A 17,847-nucleotide genomic window follows, 5' to 3' on the forward strand; every position below is an offset into this window, starting at 1 on the left:
ACCGTGGTGCTGGACGAATTGATGTTCGCCCCAGCCGCATTCACCACCTTGGCGCCCGAGGCGGTCAGCGCCCCGGCGGCGGCTAGCGTCGCGGTATTGGTGAGCGTGCCGGTGGCGTATACCCGCATGTCGCCATCGGCGTGCAGGCGGTTGGCCGCGTCGTTGGTGTAGTCACCGTTCACGTCTAGCGCAAGGTTGCGCCCGGCGGTCATGTCGCCGCTGCCCGACACCGCGCCTTGCACGGCGATGTCCTGGTTAGCCTTGATCGCGCCATCGGCGTTGGAGAGGGACGCCACCTTGAGGCTGACATCGGTCCTGCCCAGCACCTGGCCGCCATCGTTGACGAAGGTGGCATTCTGGCTGTCCAGCGTCAGGCCATTGCCGCCGTAGAGCGTGCCCTGGCGGTTGTCGACCCGGTGCGTGATGTTCAGGTTCAGCGCGCCGCCCACCGCCACGAACCCGCCCGCCGTGCCGTCATTGGTATTCGTCAGCGTCTGCGTGTTGATGGTCACATCGCCATTGCCGCCGATCTGGCCCCCGGTGTTGATCAGGCCAGTGGTGCCCGTCACCGTGGTGGCGCCATCGCCGGCATTGGCGAGATAGCCGCGCGTGTTGTCGACGCTCGCTGCGGCCACGGTCGCCTGGCCGTGTTCGCCGTTGGCGGCAATGGTGCCGTCGACATTGGTCAGCGCCCCGGCCGCCGTCACCGACAGGTCGCCGCCGGTTTGCGCCGAGCCCGCCGTGTTGTCCAGCTGGCCGCCGCTAGTGACCGTAAGGCCGCTCTGGCCGTACACTGCGCCTTGCCGGTTAAGCAGGTCACCGATGGCCTGGATCGTTGCCAGGCGCTGCGCCGACATCACGCCCTGGGCATTGTTCAGCGTGAAGGCTTGCGCCTGGAGATCGCCATTGGTCTGGATTGCGCCCCCGGCATTGCTGGCCGCACCCTGGCTGGTGATGGCCAGCGCGCCCGAGCCGGCGTGCGAGATGCTGCCGCTGCCGTTGACCAGCGTGCCGGCCTGCACGGTCAGGTTCTGGCCGTTCGCCATGACCTCGCCACCGGTGTTGTCCAGCGTGCCGCCTGCGGCAATCGTCGCATCCGTTTCGCCATATTGACGGAGGGCGCCACCCCGGTTGATCAGCTCGCCGGTGGCGCGGACGGCAAGCTGGTCGCCTTCCACGACCCCGCCGGTATTGTCCAGCGATTGCGCCGACAGGCTGGTGTTGCCGCCCGACACCACGCCCTGGCGGTTGCTCGTGGCGCCAGCCACGGTTGTGGCGAGCGCACCGCCTGCAGTCAGGCTGCCGGCATCGTTATCAAGCGTGGCCGCATTGACTTGGGCGTCGCCCAGCGTGTTGATCTGGCCGTGGTTGGTCATGGCCCCAGCGGCGAGCTGGACGTTGCCATTGCCGCCGATCACGCCGCCCTGGGCACCGCTGGCGGTGGTGCCGGCCGCGTTGACAAGCGCGCCGCTGGTCTGGATCGACAGGCCGTCACCGTTCAGCGAGGTGATGCGGCCGGCGGTGTTGTCCAGCGACGCGCCACTGGCGTGCAAGGCGCCGCCGGACTGAACGACGCCTTGCATGTTGTTGATGGTGCCTGCCGTTTGGATGTTGGTAGGGCCTTGCGAGACGACCTGGCCGGCCTGGTTGGACAAGCTGCCCGCTGTCAGGGTGGCAGCGGCCCCGCTGGACAGGTTGCCCCGGTCATTGACGATGGCGCCCGAGGCGCTGGCCAACAGTCCCGCGACGGCGGTCGTGGTGGCGCCGGTCAGGTCCAGGTTGCCGGAACTCGCTGCCAGGCTCAGGTTGCCGCCCGCCGAGGTCTGGCTGCCGGCCAGGTTGGTGCTGGAGCCCTGGATGGTGGCGTTGCCGCTGGCGATATTCCGTCCCGTGGCCGACACGGCGCCGCTGGTGGCGACCACCGCGAGGTCGGAGGGGCCGGCCGCCGTGCCGTCCTCGTTCAAGCCTGCCGCCAACGTGCCGGTGGAGCTGACGGTGCCGCCATAGGCATTAAGCCACTGCTGCGCGGCGAGCGTGCCGCTGTTGGTCAGCGACCCGTCGGTGTTGATCGAGGCCGCGCCCCTGGCGTAGGTGGTACCGCTGTTGTCGATACCGTCACGCGCATAGGCCACGAGGTTGCCGCTGGCGTTGGTCTGGCCGGCCAGGATCAACTGGCCCTGCGCCGTCAGGGTCAGGTCGCCGGCCTGCGCCGCCTGCACGCCGCGCAAGGACACGCCGACGCCATGCTCGGTCGAGGCGAGCAGGATCTTGTTGGCGTACATGCCGCCCAACTGGCTCACGTCGATGCCAAGTGCCGGTGCCGCCCCCGAACCCGCAATCGGCGTGGCCACCAGTGTGTTGGCATCGACCTGGTTGGCGCCCGCGATGACGTTCAACTGGTTGCCAAAGACGGCCGCGTTGGCTTGCACCGCGCGTGCGATCAGATCGACCTGATCGAGGTTCGCTGCGTTGAGCCCGTCGCCCGCTACCGTGATTTGCCCGCCTGTGACGCGGTAGGCGTCCAGGCTGCCGCTGCCGCCAAACACCGGCGTACCCGTGGTCAGGGTCGCACGGGTGGTGTTGATGAAGCCGGCCCCGTCCACGTATATCCCGTTCGGGTTGCTGATCACCACTTGGGCACCGGGGCCTGCCACTTCGACATAGCCGCGCAATTGGCTCGCGTTGGGGCTGTCGACCTGGTTGACGATAATTCGGGCGCTGCCGCCAGGCAGCAGGTTCGGGTTGCCGTTCACATACCCCGCCTGCTGGGTGTTCGAGACGACCGGCGAGTTGTTCAGGATCACGCCAGCCTTCGGTACATCGAATTGCGTGTAGCCGTTGGTGGACACCCCGGCGGCGGAGGGCCGGGTGATGTTCACCTGCTGGATGCCGTTTGCCGTCTGCACTACGGTCGGCCGGTTGGCGCCGGCGTTCGGGTCAGCCACCACTTGGGCGGTACTTATCATCGGCACGCCCAGCGCCATCCAGGTACCCAGCGTCAGCGCGGGTACCGCGAAGCGCGTCACGATCGTTCTCGCCGCCGGAATGCCGCTGCTGCCAAGCCATCCTTTGCCGCAGCCATTGGCACTCTCCTGCACGGGAACCAGCATCCTGCGCGCGGAATTGAAGACGATACGATAGAGATTCTTGTTCATGGATCGACGACTGGACAATCAGCTGACAGCCGGCGGCAGAATGCGCCGGAAACGCAGATGGCCCCAAGCTCCTGGCGACGCGAGGGGCCGTTCCGTACGGCAGCGGTCAGTGCGGCAGGCGCACGACATAGACGCCGGCAGCCGGCGCCGAGGCGGTCACGGTCACATTGGTGCCGTTGACGGTGCCGCTACTGCCAGGCGCTGCGGCATAGGTCACGCCACTGGCCGTGCTCTGCGCGGTTTCGATCGTCGGTGCCACGGTCAAGGTGCTTGCCGTGGTGAAGGTCAGCGTGAGCTGTGGATTGATGAGACTCGCATAAGCGCCATCGGTCCTCAGTTCGTAGACATGATCGGCGCTGACCCCGGCAGGGACCGGATTTGGCTTGCCCAGGCAAATGGTCACGTTCGTGAGCCCGCTTGCCGGCGTCTTGACGGTCAACTTGGCGACGTTGTCGTCCGTGACGATCGACATCGAGGCATTGGGCACCGAACTGTTTGAGAGCGTCAGCTTGCGATAGCTGTCCGGGCACGAGAAGGCGGCCGGCGCTGGGGCGGGAGCCGGCGTTGAGGCGCCCCCGTTCGCTCCGGCGTTGCCTTGTGCCGTGCTGGAGCCGCTGTTGTTGTCATCGCCGCCACCGCCGCAAGCGGTGAGCAGCACTGCTGTGGAAACGACACTTGCCAGGACTGCGAGCTTATTCATTCTTCTTGCCTCTGGTTCTTAGAGAATCGTTATCCCCGCGTGACGGAAGAAAACCGATTTGGGGAAGGAAAGGCGGGTCGGTATGCCGCCCCGCACTCGGGGGGCACTGCGAGCAGCAATATCGGAAGGGAGACTAATCACGCACGATTGCGGAAACAATAGGATGAATCTGAAAATTTCTCGAAATTTTCATTTGTTTTTCTTTTGATCAATGTGGGGCGGGTCGAGCGCGAACGAGGGTCGCAATAGCGCAAAACAACGCTATCGGGAACCGGAAGGAAGTACTTGAGCGGAAAACTGACCGGGCCTGAGGCCCGGTCAGGACATTAAGTGGGACGGGCACTCTTGCAGGTAGGTCAGGACGTGCCAGTATTCGAGATTGACTTCACCGAATTCCAGCGTTACCTGAATGTACGCCCTGAAGATCGTGTTGAATCCGGATTGAAACTCGGGCTATCGGTCCTGCATGCTCTGTTGCCAGGCTACTTGCAGCAGCGATGGGGCCAAACTGTGCGCCAAGGGAGAGCGCAATTTGTGTTGTTCCACCAGCAGGAAGTCGCGCGAGGCGAGCACACCCGCATCGAAGTCGGCGCTGCGCTCAAACGACTCCCTGCTGGTAAGCGCGCAAGGGGGAGACGGATAAGATGGCCGACGCGGCCAATCTTTCGAGAAAGGCATTGTCGGAGGTGGCGGGCCTGACGGCGAGGTTGGAACTACCGGCGTCATAGGAAACCGGCCAGCCTTACCGGTGCCTCGCCCGGCCCGCCGTAGGATGCAACGGCGCGCGAGCGCATGGACACAATTACTGCTGGAGCGGCAGTCCGACTATGACGTTCGGGGTTCCAATCCCGGTCACCGTTGTTTCGGTATAGCTGTCCGGCGCGCTGCGCGCCACGGATTCGGTACCGATCGTGCCCGATGCGCCCGGCCGGTTCTCGATAACTATTGGCTGGCCTAGCGCTTCGCCCAGCTTCTGGCCGATGATGCGCGAGCCCGTGTCCGTCGGGCCGCGCGCCGGGTAGGGCACTACCAGCCTGACTGGCTTGTCGGGAAATCGGCATTGGCTTGCGCCGCGGCGATGCCGGGCAGCATGGCGGCGCCGCATACGAGCGCGGTGCTGGCGAAAATAGGTCGGACGAACGTACGGGAATGGCGGCGTGCATTGGCGCGCATGGTGTCTCCATGGTGGTGGCGGCGACCGAAGTGACGCGCCGCATTTTTTCGCGATTCTAGAGGCCGCCACTCGTCGCTACGCTCGTTGGAAACGACGATTGCCCGGTGTCCCGTCTGATATACGGGCGCGGCATGCCGGCCCGCCATCGTCCCCACCGATTAGAATGCGAAGCTTGATCCATCGGCGACGACGATGCCTCTTGCACGCGCAATCCCCATAGGGCTGGTCCTGCTCACGCTGTCAGGCTGCGATTTCCTGCGTGGCTATGCCGACGGTGAATCCGCGGACATGCGCGGGTTTGCCGCCGGTGGTACGCCGCAGCAGATCGGCGCGGCCCGCTTTGTGTTCGACGACTTCGGCGGCCTGAGCACCGATACGCTGGAAACCAACGCGCTGCCGTGGAAGCTGGCCACGACCGCGCTGGTGCTGGCATACACCCCGGACGCGGCGCCGGCGCCGGAAACGTTGCGGCGCGCGCTGCGGGAGTTCGGGTTTATCTATCCCGACGGCATCCTGAACTGGCCGCTCGCGAAGCAACCGCGGTTCGACAAGCCGCTTGGCATCGTCAGCGGCACTGTCGGCCGCGACCTGCCCAGGATCCGGCTGGAAGTCTCGAACCTGGGTTGCGCCGCGTGTCATGCGGGCGTGACTTATGGCAGGGACGGCCAGCCGACCGGCGAGGTGTGGCTGGGCTTGCCGAATACATCGCTCAACCTCGATGGCTTCGTCAACGCGGTCTACCAGGCGGTCAAGCGGGTCAAGTCCGATCCCGACAAGCTGCTGGCCGCCATTCCGCGCCTGTATCCCGATACCTCGGCGGATGAACTGGCCACCATCCGCAAGTTCGTCTGGCCGCGGCTGGTCAAGCGGATCGACGAACTTGAGGCCAGCGGCGATGCGCCGTTGCCGTTCAGCAATGGCGCGGCTGGCAGCACCAATGGCGTGGCGGCGCTGAAGTTCCAGTTCCATCTGCTCTCTGCGGGGGCGGGCGCGAGCGGTTCGACATCGATCCCGGAACTTGGCGACCGGCAACTGCGCTCGTCGCTGCTCTATGACGGCGTTTATACCAACAAGGGGGCGGCGCGCTTTGCGCCGGTCGCCCCGGATGCCGCTAAAGACCCTGGGCGTCTCGCGCACATCGTGGCGTTCTTTACCGTGCCGACCATGGGCATGCCGCCGGATCGCGCCAGCCGCGCCATCCCGCAGGTGGAAGACGTGATGCGGTTCATGGCGGGCTACACGCCGCCGCCGTTCCCCGGTCCTGTCGACCGGGTCCGCGCGGCACGCGGCGCCGGTGTCTATGCGGCGCAGTGCGCGCAATGCCATGGCCGCTACAGCCACGACGCGGCGCGGCCCCGGCTGGTCAGCTATCCCAACCGGCTGGTGGCGCAGGCGGAACTCGGCACCGATGCCACGCGCTGGCAGGCGATCGATGCGGGCCTGCTGCGGGCCATCGGGCGCTCTGCGCTGGGCAAGCATATCGATGCGGCCAACACCGGCGGCTATGTGGCACCCGTACTGTCCGGCCTTTGGGCGACGGCGCCTTACCTGCACAACGGCTCGGTGCCCACGTTGTGGCACCTGATGCATCCGGAGGCGCGCCCGCGCCGGTTCTGGGTCGGCGGCCATGCGCTGGACTACGCCAGGGTGGGGATCGCCGGGCGGCCCGGCGCGCAAGGGACGTGGGTCTATCCGCCGGACTACCGGCCATGGTCGAGCCCCTTGCTCTATGACACCGCGACGGCGGGGCGCGACAACCGGGGCCATGAGCGGGAGTTCACCGCCCTGTCGGAAAGCGACAAGGATGCGCTGCTGGAATTCCTGAAGCTGCTCTAGCGCGGGTCGTCCGCCTGCAGCAGTTCTTCCGCCGGCAGCCTGGCACTGCGGGGGATCGCTGCGCCAGGTACGGGGCCGAAACGCATTACGTTGATCAGCCGGTGCCCTGCTGGAAGCGGCTGGCGCCCGGCCAGCAATGCGGCGTGGCGAGGCGAATCGGCCAGCGCCGACATCGGCACGCCGGCAATGCCCCGGCTGGCCATGTCCAGCCAGAAGCGGTACCACCGGCGCCCGACTTCGAAATTCGTCATTTCGCGCGCGGCGTGGATCAGCACGATCCGGGCGGCGCTGTTGACCTTGGCGCCTTCCGCGGCCAGTACGCCCGTCAGCGACAGCGCCGCCAGCACGCGCACTATCGCCGGCCGCAGCGCGACCGACGCTGCCATCGATTCCCAGCGCGACAGCGCCATGCACTCCGCCGACAGTCCGTCGCGGGCCCAGCCAGCGGCGCGCGGGGACAGGCGCAGCCAGTAGAACAACTCGCGCGCAAAGGCCGGGTCGTGGAAGGCCAACGCCGCGGCATCGTCATGCCAGTTGGCGATCTGCGCCGTGCTGGCGGGCTCAGCCGCCGTGACAACCGCGGCATGCGTGGCGATGCACTGGTCCATGGCCGCGAGCTGCGCGGCGTTGGCGCGGGCGAACGTGCCGCGCCAGGCGCGGCGCTGGTCCGGGGCGGCAGCCAGGAGATCCGCGCTGGCACCGGCCCGGAGTTGGCCCGAGGCCGCGACCCGCAAGTCGGCGGCTACGGGCGGGTAGGGCAACGCGGCAATCTCCGGCGGGGACAGCGAAATGCCGATCGTCGACAAGGCCAGCGCCATGCCTTCCCACGCCATGCCCAGCGCGATCTGGTTGTCCCGGCCGGTCGGGTCGCCCACGGCCAGCCATCGCGCCGGATCTTCGAGCAGCAGGATGCGGTCGCCTGCGAAATGCCAGCGGGCAGGCTGGATGTTGTGAGCACTTGGGGCGCGCGCAGCCTGCGCGACCATGGCCAGTTGCCGGTCAGGTGTCAGCATCGTCAGTTGTCGTGATCCGGCGCCAGCGCCCTGCGGAACAGATGCAGGCGGTGCAGTTCGGTGGCGCCCAGTTTTTCCATCTGCCGCAGGCTCGCGCCATTCGTATCCGACACCCAGCTGATGCCCAGGTGCGAATAGCCGGCACCGCGCATCGCCGTCAGCAGACGGTGCAGCAGCACGCCGTTGACGCCCTGGCCATGAAACGCCTGGCGTACCGAGAAAAAGATCACCGCCGCGCGCTTGCGGTTGGCGCGGAACCGCAGCAAGTGCCACAGCGTCGACCATTTCAGGCGGAAGCCGGTGGCGTGCAGGAACGGGTTGAGGTCCGGCACGCACAGCAGCACCCCGACCGGCTCGCCGCGGTAATAGGCGGTGTAGGACAGGCGCTCGTCGATGATCCACATCATGCCGGCGCAGGGGTACAGGAATTCCGCTTCCGTCAGCGGCACGAACATCGGGTTGGCGGCAAAGCCGTCGTTCAGCACCGCGCACGCCTCGCGCAGGCGGTCTTCGAAGCCGCGCCGGCGGATCGGCTTGAATTGCCAGTCCGGATCGCTGGCCAGCGCACGCTGCCGGTCGCCGAGCAACTGGTCGGGGTCGTAGCCGCGCACATCCATCTCGAAGGTGCGCATCGGGAAGATGCGCTCGAAGCCGCAGGCTTCGAGCAGCCGGGCAATGTGCGGCGGCGTGTATTCCTGGTAGGTGTACGGCGCGTGCCCGAAGCCATCGGTGACGATGCCGATCATCTGCGTGATGGTCAGGTTGAAGCTGCCCGCCAGCTCGTCGCAGCCTTGCCGTCTGGCCCAGCTGGCGGCGGCATCGAGCAGCGCCCGCGCGACCGCGATGTCGTCGATGCAGTCGAACAGGCCGAAATACCCGCGCTTCTGCCCATACAGCCGGTTCGAGGCATCGTGCACATGGGCCAGGATGCGCCCCACGATGCGCCCGTCGCGGTGCGCGGTGTACCAGGTGCGGCGCGCAAACTGCTGGAACAAGGGGTTCTTCGCCGCATCCAGTGCCCGTGCGAGGTCGCCCTTCTTCGGCGAGACGAAATGGGTATCGTCGCCATAGCAGGCGAACGGCGCAGCAAAGAAGGCGTCGAAATCGCCTTCGCGCAGTTCCAGGGTCATGCGGGCTCCTGTCGGCGCAGGTGCCGCGCCAGCCGCAGGATGACGGCGGCGCGCAGCTCGCCGATGGCAGCATTGGCGCCCTGCGGCAGGTTCAGCAGCACCACCGTGGCGGGTTGCCGCGCAATCAGCAGGGCGTGGGTCATTTCATGGCGTTCCATCAGGTCGACCAGTTGTTCCGCGGCTTCGATGCCGCTGCCGCTGCCGGTGCCGGTGTCCTGGGGCTGCCGGGCCCACGCCCTGGCATCGCCAATCGACACCGGCTCGCGCCGCTTGCCGGCCAGCGCGAACAGCTCGCTCAGCGCATAGCCTGCCAGCTCCGCGTCGCCCAGCACCACGTGATCGGCCGTCTGCGGCAGGCGCCGCAGCGAATGGAGGAAGCCGTCCGGCGTATCCAGCCGGGCATGGAGCAGCCAGCGCAGGAAGGCGTTGCCGTCTCCCGCCAGCGAAACCGCGCGGATACGGACAAAGATGGCGGTCAGCAACACCCACGCCAGCGCCACCGGCATGCCGCGCAGGCCGGCCTGCGCGAATCCCTGGCCCGGCCCGTGCGACGCCAGCGCCATGGCGCCGGCCAGTACCACCGCAAACACCAGCGCCGCGGCAATATGCGCCAGCAGCCCGCGCACGACGCGGTGCGAATCCGACAAGCTCAGCAGTACATAGACAAAAGCCAGTGCCCCGAGCGCGCCCAGCCGGACCGGCACGTGCCCGAGTTCCTCGCGGAAATCCGTCGCCGCCAGTGGCACGGCCAGCGCCACCACCACGACCACCGCGCGCGCCAGCCGCTCTTCGTTGCTGGACAGGTCGGCCTCGCGCAGCCAGAGCAGGAACCAGCCGTTGCTCGCCGTCACCACCGCATAGCAGGCCAGGAACGCCAGCAGCAGCGGCACGTTTGTGGACAGGTCGGCAACGAGGTTGATGGCGAAGAACACCACCGACACAGCGAGCGCAAGCAGCTTCAGCCACAGCGGATGGTGGCGCCGCAGCAACTGCTCGGCAAACAGCGTGGTCGCGATCGGCAGCAGCGTAGCCGCGGCGAATACCAGCCGGCCGAGCAGCGGGCCGCCGAGCAGCCAGGCAAAGCCCCGCACCGCCAGCAACGCCGTCAGCACGCCGAACAGGAACAGTCCGGTGGCGATGCCGGTGCCGGCTTCGCGGCGCGTCCACAGGAAATGCAGGTAGAGCCCGCAACCCAGCGCGCCCAGCCAGGTTACGGTGACATCGCTGGCCAGCGCGTTAATTACGGAGCAGCCTCGCCATGAAGCGCCGCACCGCGGCGCGTATCAGCCACGCGGCCAACGCGTTGCGCGGCGTTTCTACACGCATGGTCCATGGATTGAAGAAATAACCGCGCGCATCCGCCAGCCGCGGCCGGTCCAGCACCAGCTTGGCTGCCTCGAAGGCCATCAGGTTGCCGGTGGTGATCACCATCGGCGCAAACGACATGCGCTTGCGCTTGCCCGAAAGCAGGTCCTTCGCAATCGCAAGATCGACATGCCGGACCGAACTGGAATGGACCATGACGTACTCCAGTTCCTTGCCCAGGCACGCCTGCCGGATCTCCGGCGTCAGCGCCTGCCAGTCCATGCCGGCGGTCGGGTAGCCCAGGCGCCGCTCCGGCCGCGGGTCGTGCGGCCGCACCACGGTGACGGAGGGCAGCGGCGCGGTGTAGGCATCGATGACGGTGGCGCCATGCTCGCGCGCCTTGCGGTAGAGCGCGATGCCAGCGGCCATGTCGTCCATGCCGTTGATCACGATCTTGTAGCGCCCCAGCAGGTCGTCGAGCAGGCCTGGCCAGTCTTCGCCCAGCGTCTCGATCTGCAGCGCCGGGTTGACCTGGCGCAGCTGCGCGACCGTGGCTTCGACCTTGCCGACGCCGACTGTGGCCAGGCTGGCAAACACCTGCCGGTTCATGTTGGACACTTCGAACACATCGAAGTCGGCCAGCGCGAAGCCGCCGACGCCCATGCGTGCCAGCGCCTGCAGGCAGGCGCCACCCATGCCGCCGACGCCGCAGACCAGGATGCGCGCGTCGCGCAACCGCTGCTGCTCGGCCTCGGTCACGAAGCCGATATTGCGGGTGGTGAATTCTTCGTAGGAAAAGACAGGAGTTGCTGTCATGCGTGGTTCCTTGCGCGCAGGTCTCCCATCGGCTCGCGCGGGTTCAGCCAGTGCGCGAGCGGCAGGACGATCCGGCCGAGCGCCAGGAACGCCACCTGCGACAGGATCGCCGGCAGCGAATCGCGCGGAACCTCGCGCAGCAGGTACTTGCGCGCGCTGGCCAGGTCCAGCCGCGCGACCTGCAGGAAGTCGTCGCCGCGCTGGTAGTCGAGTTCGCGCTGGCACAGCGCATTGACGCGCTCGTCGCGGTGCTTGGGCGCTGCGTCGAAGGTCTTCTTGAGGTTGTCCGAGCCGCCCCGGTATGCATCGGTGATGACAAAGCGGGCCTCGTCGAAGCCGGCACCCTCGTCGACGCCGAAGACGTGGCGGTGCGATTTCATGATCTCGCGCGCCACGCTCAGGTGCTCGAAGCTGCGCCGCGCGGGCGCGAATGGATTGGGATACGCCGTGACAAAGACCTCGGCCACCTTGCCGATGATCGCCGGCACCTGCGTCACGTTGCTGATCCAGATCGGGCGCAGGCCGCGGCGGAAGAACAGCAGGATGCAGGTCAGGCCGTAAAGCACCCAGGAAAGCCCCTGCGTGCGATAGCCCGGGTCGACCATCACCAGCCCGAGGTGGATGGCATCGACCGGCCGCCCCCTGACCTCGATCGGCATGATCGACAGCGCATTGAAGGCGATGGGACGGCCGCTGTCCCGGTCGTAGAGCAGCGTAACCACGGCGCGGCGCAGCCGCTCGGGATCGCCGGACAGTACTCCGTAGTCGAGATCCTTGCCGATGCCCCGCTGCACCACGCCGCGCATCTCGGCCAGCATGGCGTCGAGCCGGGCGCCGTCCATCCACAGCCCGGGCCGCTCGACGACGCGGATGCGCACGCTGCGGCTGGCGTTCAGGGTCAGGTCCAGATAGCGCAGCCGCTGGCGGATTCGACGGATGACTTGGAACATGCAGGTCTGCCCGATGCCTTGTTCTTATGTAAGCGGTCCAGGAAATTCCAGGAGATTCCAGGAGACTCCAGGAAATGGAGGTGCAGCGCGCAGCATATAACAAGATCGGGGCCCGTACGCATTTCGTCGGCCAGGCGCAGTCGGGCGCACCGCCACCTGAGCCGGGTGGTATGGCGCAGCCGCAAGGTGGCCTACGCTGACAGCACAGCCGGCTTGCATATCGCATGACCGGCGCTGAACAAGACCCGGCGCATCAGCCGAAGGCATAAAGGAGACACCCGAGATGACCATTTCCGCTGCGGTTCGCAAGCCCGAAGCCAGGCCAGAAGCGAGATACCGGCCGACCGTGTTTGTCGAACGCGCCACGCTGGTCGAGCATCGCAAGGACGGCACCATCCTGCTGCGCAGCGCCGCTCCCGCGCCGGACCCGGTCCAGCGTGGGCTGGGCGATTTCGTGTCCTTGTGGGCCGAGCGGCGCCCGGACGTACGCGCCTTCTGCGAACGCGACGGCGAGGGCGCTTGGCGCTCGGTCAGCTGGGGCGAGCTGTGGCGGCAGGTGCAGTCCGTCGGCGCGCGCATGCTGGAGCTGGGACTGGGCCCGGAACGTCCGCTGATGCTGCTGTCCGGCAACTCGATCGAACAGGCCGTGGTGCTGCTGGCGGCGGAGTATGTGGGCGTGCCGACCGCGCCGGTTTCCCCCGCGTATTCGCTGCTCAGCAAGGACTTCGTGCGGCTGAAGGGCGTGGCCGAGCTGGTGCCGCCGGCAGCACTGTTCGTGCAGGACGGGGCGGCATACGCGCGCGCGGTGGATGCGCTGGCCATGCCCGAAGTCCCGGTTATCGCGGTGGACAAGGTCGCGGCGGGGCAACTGCCCTGGGCCTCGCTGGCGGGCGCGGAACTGACGGCGGAGCGCAACGCTGCGGTGCGCTCCGCCCACGCCGCGGTGCGCGATGCAGATACGGGACGGATCCTGTTTACCTCGGGGTCGACCGGCGTGCCCAAGGGCGTACCGCTGTCGCACCGCAACCTGCGGGCCGTCGCGGCCTATTTCCACGATCTCTACCAGCTGCTGATCGACCGTCAGCCGGTATTCCTTGACTGGTTGCCCTGGCACCACGGCCTCGGCGGCGTCCTCAACCTGACCCGCGCTGTGGTGCTCGGCTCGACCCACTATATCGACGACGGCCGCCCCCTGCCCGGACAGTTCGCGCGCACGGTAAGAAACCTGCGCGAGGTGTCGCCCACGCTCTTTACCAGCGTGCCTTCGGCGTGGGCCATGCTGGCGGCTGAACTCGAACGCGACCCCGAGCTGGCGCGCAGCCTGTTCGCCAACGCCGTCAATTTCTCCTACGGCGGTGCCAGCCTGCCGCGCGACGTCTGGGACCGCATCCACCGCGCCGCCGAAGACACCATCGGCGAGCGCATCGTGTTCTGCTCGGGACTGGCCTGCACCGAAACCAGCGGCATGGGTATCTACTGCAGCTGGCCCACCGAGGACACCGGCAACGTCGGCGTGCCGATGCCCGGCGCCGAAGTCAAGCTGGTGCCGCTGGAAGGCGATGACGGCGCGGGTCGCCGTTATGAAATCCGCATGCGCGGCCCGTTCCTGTTCAGCGGCTATATCAAGCGGCCTGACCTGACCGCCGCGGCATTCGACGACGAAGGCTATTTCTGCCTGGGCGATGCCGTGCGGCTGGCCAATCCCGCCGATCCGGGCAAAGGCGTGCGCTTTGCCGGACGCGTGGTGGAGGATTTCAAGCTGGTCAACGGCACCTGGGTGCGGGTTGGGGCGGTCCGGCTGGGACTGGTCGAGCAATGCGCGCCGCTGCTGACCGATGCCGTGATCTGCGGCCATGACCAGGACTACGTGGCCGCGCTGGCGTGGCCGAACGTCGCGGCCTGCCGGGCGCTGCATCCCGAGCTGGCGGAGCTGGATGCGGAATCACTGGTGCGCCATCCCAGTGTTGTCAATGCGATCCGCGAGCGGCTGGGCTCCGGTGCTGGCACAGGCGCCAGCCTCAGCGTAAAGCGCGTGCTGCTGATGGCCGAGCCCCCGTCAATCGACGCCAACGAGATCTCGGACAAAGGCTACGTCAACCAGGCCGCGACCCGTGCGCGCCGCGCCGGGCTGGTCGAAGCACTGTTCCAGGCGGAACCCGCCGCGCACGTCGCCTGTGCGGGGTAGGCAAAGCGGGAGGCACGGACGTTCGGCACGTGCAGCCGCGTAGTAGCCGGAGTGGTGGCAGGCCGTTTCACGCCATGGCGTGAAACGGCCGCCGGTACGCCACCGGCGCAGCGTCCTGCAATGGCTGCGCTTCGGCACAGTTGGCCAGTCCCAGCAGTGCACGGATTTCCTGTTCGACGGTGACCAGCGAGGCCGAGCGCGGCAGGCAGCGCGCAAAGCGTCCGTCCAGTCCCGGCGGCAGGCGTAGCCACATGTTCTCGGTGACGAGCAGCAGGCGCCGTGGCTTGAGCACAAGGCTGGCCTGCCGCAGCAGGTGCCAGCCCTGTGCCAGTTCCTGCGGCATGCCGAACACCAGCAAGGCAGGCGAGGGCAGGCGAGTGCTGCGGGTGCCGAGCGCCTGCGGCTCGACCAGCTCCACGCTGCCGACGCCGGGCATGCCGCCCAGCAAATGCATGACGCCGTGCCGGTACACCGGCATGTCGTCGATCACCACGGCGTTTGCTTCGGGGCTGCGCCCAAGTGCCTGGTTCCAGGCTGCCGCTCCGTGATTTTTCCACGTCATTGTTGCTCCCCGTTCTCGTTCTGCTTCCCCGTTTTGCTTCCCCGTTCCGCTTCCCCGTTCCGCTCCCCGTTCTACTTTTCGATCTGCTTCCCCGTTCGCTGGCGCTGGCATCGTGGCCAGCGCTCTGGCAAGTGATCAGCAAGACCGGTGCCAGCGCGGCCGATGACATGCCGGGTCTTGGCGAAGCGCGCGGAAAACGAGGCGGGACAAGGGTTTGCGGGGCAAGCCGGCCGAGTAAGGGGCGCTGATAGGGCAGCCCGCGCAGGGGCCGGCGGCGTTACGCGTTACGTAACGTGTTCCGGGGCGCTGGCCGCGCGGGCGCAAGACTGTACTCCTCCTCCATCCAGTCCTGTGTACGTCTGCGGCACCCCCTTGGCGGCCTACTCTGGTGTCACCGCAACGATCCGGAAGTGACCCTTGGTCCAGCAGCCCCGGATGCCCCCGTCGTTACAGGACAGCACGCCAATGAGCACCCCGACTCCCGAGAAAGGCCACATCGCCCCTTACACCCATCCCGCCGCCGGCTGGGGTGCGCTGAAGTACGTTGCCATCAACCTGATCAAGGAGAAGGTGGCCGGCGGCAAGTACAAAATGCTGTTCAAGCAGAACCAGGCCGACGGCTTCGACTGCCCTGGTTGCGCCTGGCCCGATCGCCAGCACGCATCAACCTTCGAGTTCTGCGAGAACGGCGTCAAGGCGGTGGCCGCGGAAGCCACCGGCCTGCGCGTCACGCCGGAATTCTTTGCGCAGCACACGGTGACGTCGCTGATGGCGCAGACCGATTACGAGCTGGAGCAGCACGGGCGCCTGACGCATCCCATGGTCTACGACGCGCAGACCGACAAGTACCGCGCGATCGCCTGGGACGAGGCCTTTGCCATGATCGGCCGCCACCTGAATGCGCTGCCGGATCCGAACCAGGCCGCGTTCTATACCTCGGGCCGCGCCAGCAACGAGGCTGCGTTCCTATACCAGCTGTTCGTGCGCGCCTACGGCACCAACAACTTCCCCGACTGCTCGAACATGTGCCACGAAGCCACCAGCCGTGGCTTGCCGCTGACGGTGGGCGTAGGCAAGGCCACCGTGGTGCTCGATGACTTCGAGCATGCCGATACCATCCTGCTGTTCGGCCACAACGCGGCCACCAACCATCCGCGCATGCTGGGCGAGCTGCGCGAGTGCGCCCGGCGCGGCGCGACCATCGTCTCGGTCAATCCGCTGCGAGAGCGCGGGGTGGAGCGCTTTACCAGCCCGCAGCATCCGGTGGAGATGCTGACCGGATCCAGCACCAGAATTGCGTCGATGTTCTTGCAGCCCAAGCTGGGCGGAGACTTCGCGCTGATCAAGGGCATGGCCAAGCGCCTGGTCGAACTCGACGACGACGCGAGCCGGCATGGCCGTGAACGGCTGGTCGATGTCGACTTCGTGCGCGAGCACACCATCGGCTTCGGCGTCTTCGTTGAAGACCTGCGCGCGGAAAGCTGGGCCGATATCGTCTCCGAGGCGGGCGTTGCGCTGGAAGACATCGACGCACTGACGCAGGTCTATGCCCGCGGCAAGCGCGTGATCGCCTGCTGGGGCATGGGCCTGACGCAACACAAGCATTCGGTGCCGACCGTGCAGCTGTTGTCCAACCTGATGATGATGCGCGGCAATATCGGGCGCGAGGGTGCCGGGCTGCTGCCGGTGCGCGGGCATTCGAACGTGCAGGGGGACCGCACCGTCGGCATCGAGGAAAAGCCTGGAGCGGCGTTCCTGGACCGCCTGGGTAGCGCCTTCGGCTTCGAGCCGCCGCGTAAGCATGGCTATGACGTGGTCGAGACCATTGCCGCCATGCTGGAGGGCAAGGTCAATGTCTTTGTCGGACTGGGCGGGAATTTCTCGACCGCCACGCCGGACACGCCGCGCACGCATGAGGCGCTGCGCCAGTGCGCGCTGACGGTGAACATCGCCACCAAGCTCAACCGCAGCCACCTGGTGCATGGGAAGGAATCGCTGATCCTGCCTACGCTCGGCCGCACCGAGATCGACATGCAGGAGGGCGTGCCGCAGGGCGTGACCGTGGAGGACTCGGTATGCATGGTCCATATCTCCTTCGGCATGAACGCGCCGGCGTCGCCGCACCTGCTCTCGGAGACCGCCATCGTCGCGCGCATGGCGGCAGCCACGCTCGGCTCGGACAAGATCGACTGGCTCTGGTATGCGCAGGACTATGCACGCATCCGCGATGGCATCGAGCAGGTGCTCGACGGCTTCGACAATTACAACGAACGCGTCGCCGTGCCGGGCGGCTTCCACCTCACGCCGGCGTCGCGCAACCGGGTCTGGGAGACACCGTCTGGCAAGGCGCAGTTCCTGGTCAACCGCATCGACAAGGACACGCCGATCCATCGCGCGCGGGAAAAGTACGGCGACAAGCTGATGGTGATGATGACCACGCGCTCGCACGACCAGTACAACACCACGATCTACGGCCTGGATGACCGGTATCGCGGCGTGTTCGGGCTGCGCCGGGTGGTCTTCATCAACCCTGCCGACCGCGAGCGGCTCGGGCTGGAGGCGGGGCAGCATGTCGACATCACCAGCGTCTGGGATGACGACGTGCAGCGCCATGTCGAGGACTTTGTGCTGGTCGACTACGACATCCCGCAGGGCTGCCTGGGCGCGTACTACCCCGAGACCAATCCGCTGGTGCCGCTGGAAAGTACCGGCGACGGTTGCGGTACGCCTACGTCGAAGTCGGTGCCGGTTCTGCTGACGCCGTCGCGCAGCCAGCCGGCTGTGGCGGGGTGAGCGTTGGCTGGTGCTTGCCACTACCCCAGGGCAGAGGCTCCCCTCTCCCGCGTAGTGGGAGAGGGGGGAGAGGGCCGGAGCGTCAACGAAGTGAAGCCATCTCGTGCTTGCCATGCGCCGGCCCTCTCCCCCGGCCCCTCTCCCGCAAGCGGGAGAGGGGAGAAAACCCGCGGCATTCGCAGTTTTATGAGGTCCCCCAATGCACTGCATCGAAGAGGTCGAACAGAT

At 67.1% G+C, this 17,847-nt stretch carries 13 protein-coding genes; 3 read left to right on the forward strand and 10 right to left on the reverse strand.

Annotated features, from left to right (window positions below; all coding sequences use genetic code 11):
• The 4 genes from ACIP1U_RS30090 to ACIP1U_RS30105 all read right to left on the reverse strand — a co-directional run.
• Window positions 1-3,155 (reverse strand): filamentous hemagglutinin N-terminal domain-containing protein (locus ACIP1U_RS30090; protein WP_400322849.1); only part of this gene is annotated, 3,155 nt, incomplete at its 3' end.
• Between the two features lie 106 nt (window positions 3,156-3,261).
• Window positions 3,262-3,855, reverse strand: a complete 594-nt coding sequence (locus tag ACIP1U_RS30095) for a hypothetical protein (RefSeq protein WP_400322851.1) — start codon at window positions 3,853-3,855, stop codon at window positions 3,262-3,264.
• An 802-nt stretch (window positions 3,856-4,657) separates the two neighbouring features.
• Window positions 4,658-4,882 (reverse strand): tripartite tricarboxylate transporter substrate-binding protein, encoded by a 225-nt coding sequence (locus tag ACIP1U_RS30100; protein ID WP_400322922.1) that lies wholly within the window; start codon window positions 4,880-4,882, stop codon window positions 4,658-4,660.
• Window positions 4,882-5,028 carry a hypothetical protein gene (locus ACIP1U_RS30105; RefSeq protein ID WP_400322924.1) on the reverse strand — a complete coding sequence of 49 codons (147 nt, stop codon included), beginning with the start codon at window positions 5,026-5,028 and terminating at the stop codon, window positions 4,882-4,884. The genes ACIP1U_RS30100 and ACIP1U_RS30105 overlap by 1 nt, the downstream gene beginning before the upstream one ends.
• Window positions 5,029-5,221: 193 nt before the next feature.
• Between ACIP1U_RS30105 and ACIP1U_RS30110 the strand changes: the two genes are divergently transcribed.
• Window positions 5,222-6,865 carry a hypothetical protein gene (locus tag ACIP1U_RS30110; RefSeq protein WP_400322853.1) on the forward strand — a complete coding sequence of 548 codons (1,644 nt, stop codon included), beginning with the start codon at window positions 5,222-5,224 and terminating at the stop codon, window positions 6,863-6,865.
• Here the strand turns inward: ACIP1U_RS30110 and ACIP1U_RS30115 are convergent.
• The 5 genes from ACIP1U_RS30115 to ACIP1U_RS30135 all read right to left on the reverse strand — a co-directional run bounded on the left by ACIP1U_RS30115 (window position 6,862) and on the right by ACIP1U_RS30135 (window position 12,079).
• Window positions 6,862-7,878 (reverse strand): hypothetical protein, encoded by a 1,017-nt coding sequence (locus ACIP1U_RS30115; RefSeq protein ID WP_400322855.1) that lies wholly within the window; start codon window positions 7,876-7,878, stop codon window positions 6,862-6,864. The genes ACIP1U_RS30110 and ACIP1U_RS30115 overlap by 4 nt on opposite strands.
• Before the next feature lie 2 nt (window positions 7,879-7,880).
• Window positions 7,881-9,008, reverse strand: a complete 1,128-nt coding sequence (locus ACIP1U_RS30120) for a GNAT family N-acetyltransferase (protein ID WP_400322857.1) — start codon at window positions 9,006-9,008, stop codon at window positions 7,881-7,883.
• The gene (locus ACIP1U_RS30125) at window positions 9,005-10,120 is read right to left on the reverse strand and encodes a hypothetical protein (protein ID WP_400322859.1); all 1,116 of its coding nucleotides are present in this window, start codon (window positions 10,118-10,120) and stop codon (window positions 9,005-9,007) included. The genes ACIP1U_RS30120 and ACIP1U_RS30125 overlap by 4 nt, the downstream gene beginning before the upstream one ends.
• Window positions 10,121-10,244: 124 nt before the next feature.
• Window positions 10,245-11,129 carry a HesA/MoeB/ThiF family protein gene (locus ACIP1U_RS30130; protein WP_400322861.1) on the reverse strand — a complete coding sequence of 295 codons (885 nt, stop codon included), beginning with the start codon at window positions 11,127-11,129 and terminating at the stop codon, window positions 10,245-10,247.
• Entirely contained in the window at window positions 11,126-12,079 is a 954-nt protein-coding gene (locus ACIP1U_RS30135; protein WP_400322862.1) for a hypothetical protein, read from the reverse strand. Before ACIP1U_RS30135 ends, ACIP1U_RS30130 begins: the two co-directional genes overlap by 4 nt.
• Window positions 12,080-12,362: 283 nt before the next feature.
• Here ACIP1U_RS30135 and ACIP1U_RS30140 point away from each other — a divergent pair, with 283 nt between their 5' ends.
• On the forward strand, window positions 12,363-14,264 hold the full coding sequence (locus ACIP1U_RS30140) for a feruloyl-CoA synthase (protein ID WP_400322864.1): 1,902 nt from the start codon (window positions 12,363-12,365) through the stop codon (window positions 14,262-14,264).
• A 67-nt stretch (window positions 14,265-14,331) separates the two neighbouring features.
• Here the strand turns inward: ACIP1U_RS30140 and ACIP1U_RS30145 are convergent, their stop codons facing one another.
• Window positions 14,332-14,826 (reverse strand): DNA-binding response regulator, encoded by a 495-nt coding sequence (locus tag ACIP1U_RS30145; protein ID WP_400322867.1) that lies wholly within the window; start codon window positions 14,824-14,826, stop codon window positions 14,332-14,334.
• 465 nt (window positions 14,827-15,291) lie between these two features.
• On the opposite strand from ACIP1U_RS30145, the gene ACIP1U_RS30150 reads away from it, so the two are divergent.
• Window positions 15,292-17,619: an FdhF/YdeP family oxidoreductase gene (locus ACIP1U_RS30150; RefSeq protein WP_400322869.1), complete on the forward strand. Its 2,328-nt coding sequence runs from the start codon at window positions 15,292-15,294 to the stop codon at window positions 17,617-17,619.
• Window positions 17,620-17,847 lie beyond the last annotated feature (228 nt).

This window comes from Cupriavidus sp. NPDC089707 (genome assembly GCF_044748965.1).
Lineage (GTDB): Bacteria > Pseudomonadota > Gammaproteobacteria > Burkholderiales > Burkholderiaceae > Cupriavidus.

Bases quoted from the DNA above. Each gene is read 5' to 3' on its own strand.
- ACIP1U_RS30130 (WP_400322861.1), bottom strand. From the start codon at position 11,129: ATGACAGCAACTCCTGTCTTTTCCTACGAAGAATTCACCACCCGCAAT.
- ACIP1U_RS30120 (WP_400322857.1), bottom strand. From the start codon at position 9,008: ATGACCCTGGAACTGCGCGAAGGCGATTTCGACGCCTTCTTTGCTGCG.
- ACIP1U_RS30145 (WP_400322867.1), bottom strand. From the start codon at position 14,826: ATGACGTGGAAAAATCACGGAGCGGCAGCCTGGAACCAGGCACTTGGG.
- ACIP1U_RS30110 (WP_400322853.1), top strand. From the start codon at position 5,222: ATGCCTCTTGCACGCGCAATCCCCATAGGGCTGGTCCTGCTCACGCTG.
- ACIP1U_RS30150 (WP_400322869.1), top strand. From the start codon at position 15,292: ATGAGCACCCCGACTCCCGAGAAAGGCCACATCGCCCCTTACACCCAT.
- ACIP1U_RS30115 (WP_400322855.1), bottom strand. From the start codon at position 7,878: ATGCTGACACCTGACCGGCAACTGGCCATGGTCGCGCAGGCTGCGCGC.
- ACIP1U_RS30140 (WP_400322864.1), top strand. From the start codon at position 12,363: ATGACCATTTCCGCTGCGGTTCGCAAGCCCGAAGCCAGGCCAGAAGCG.
- ACIP1U_RS30105 (WP_400322924.1), bottom strand. From the start codon at position 5,028: ATGCGCGCCAATGCACGCCGCCATTCCCGTACGTTCGTCCGACCTATT.
- ACIP1U_RS30135 (WP_400322862.1), bottom strand. From the start codon at position 12,079: ATGTTCCAAGTCATCCGTCGAATCCGCCAGCGGCTGCGCTATCTGGAC.
- ACIP1U_RS30095 (WP_400322851.1), bottom strand. From the start codon at position 3,855: ATGAATAAGCTCGCAGTCCTGGCAAGTGTCGTTTCCACAGCAGTGCTG.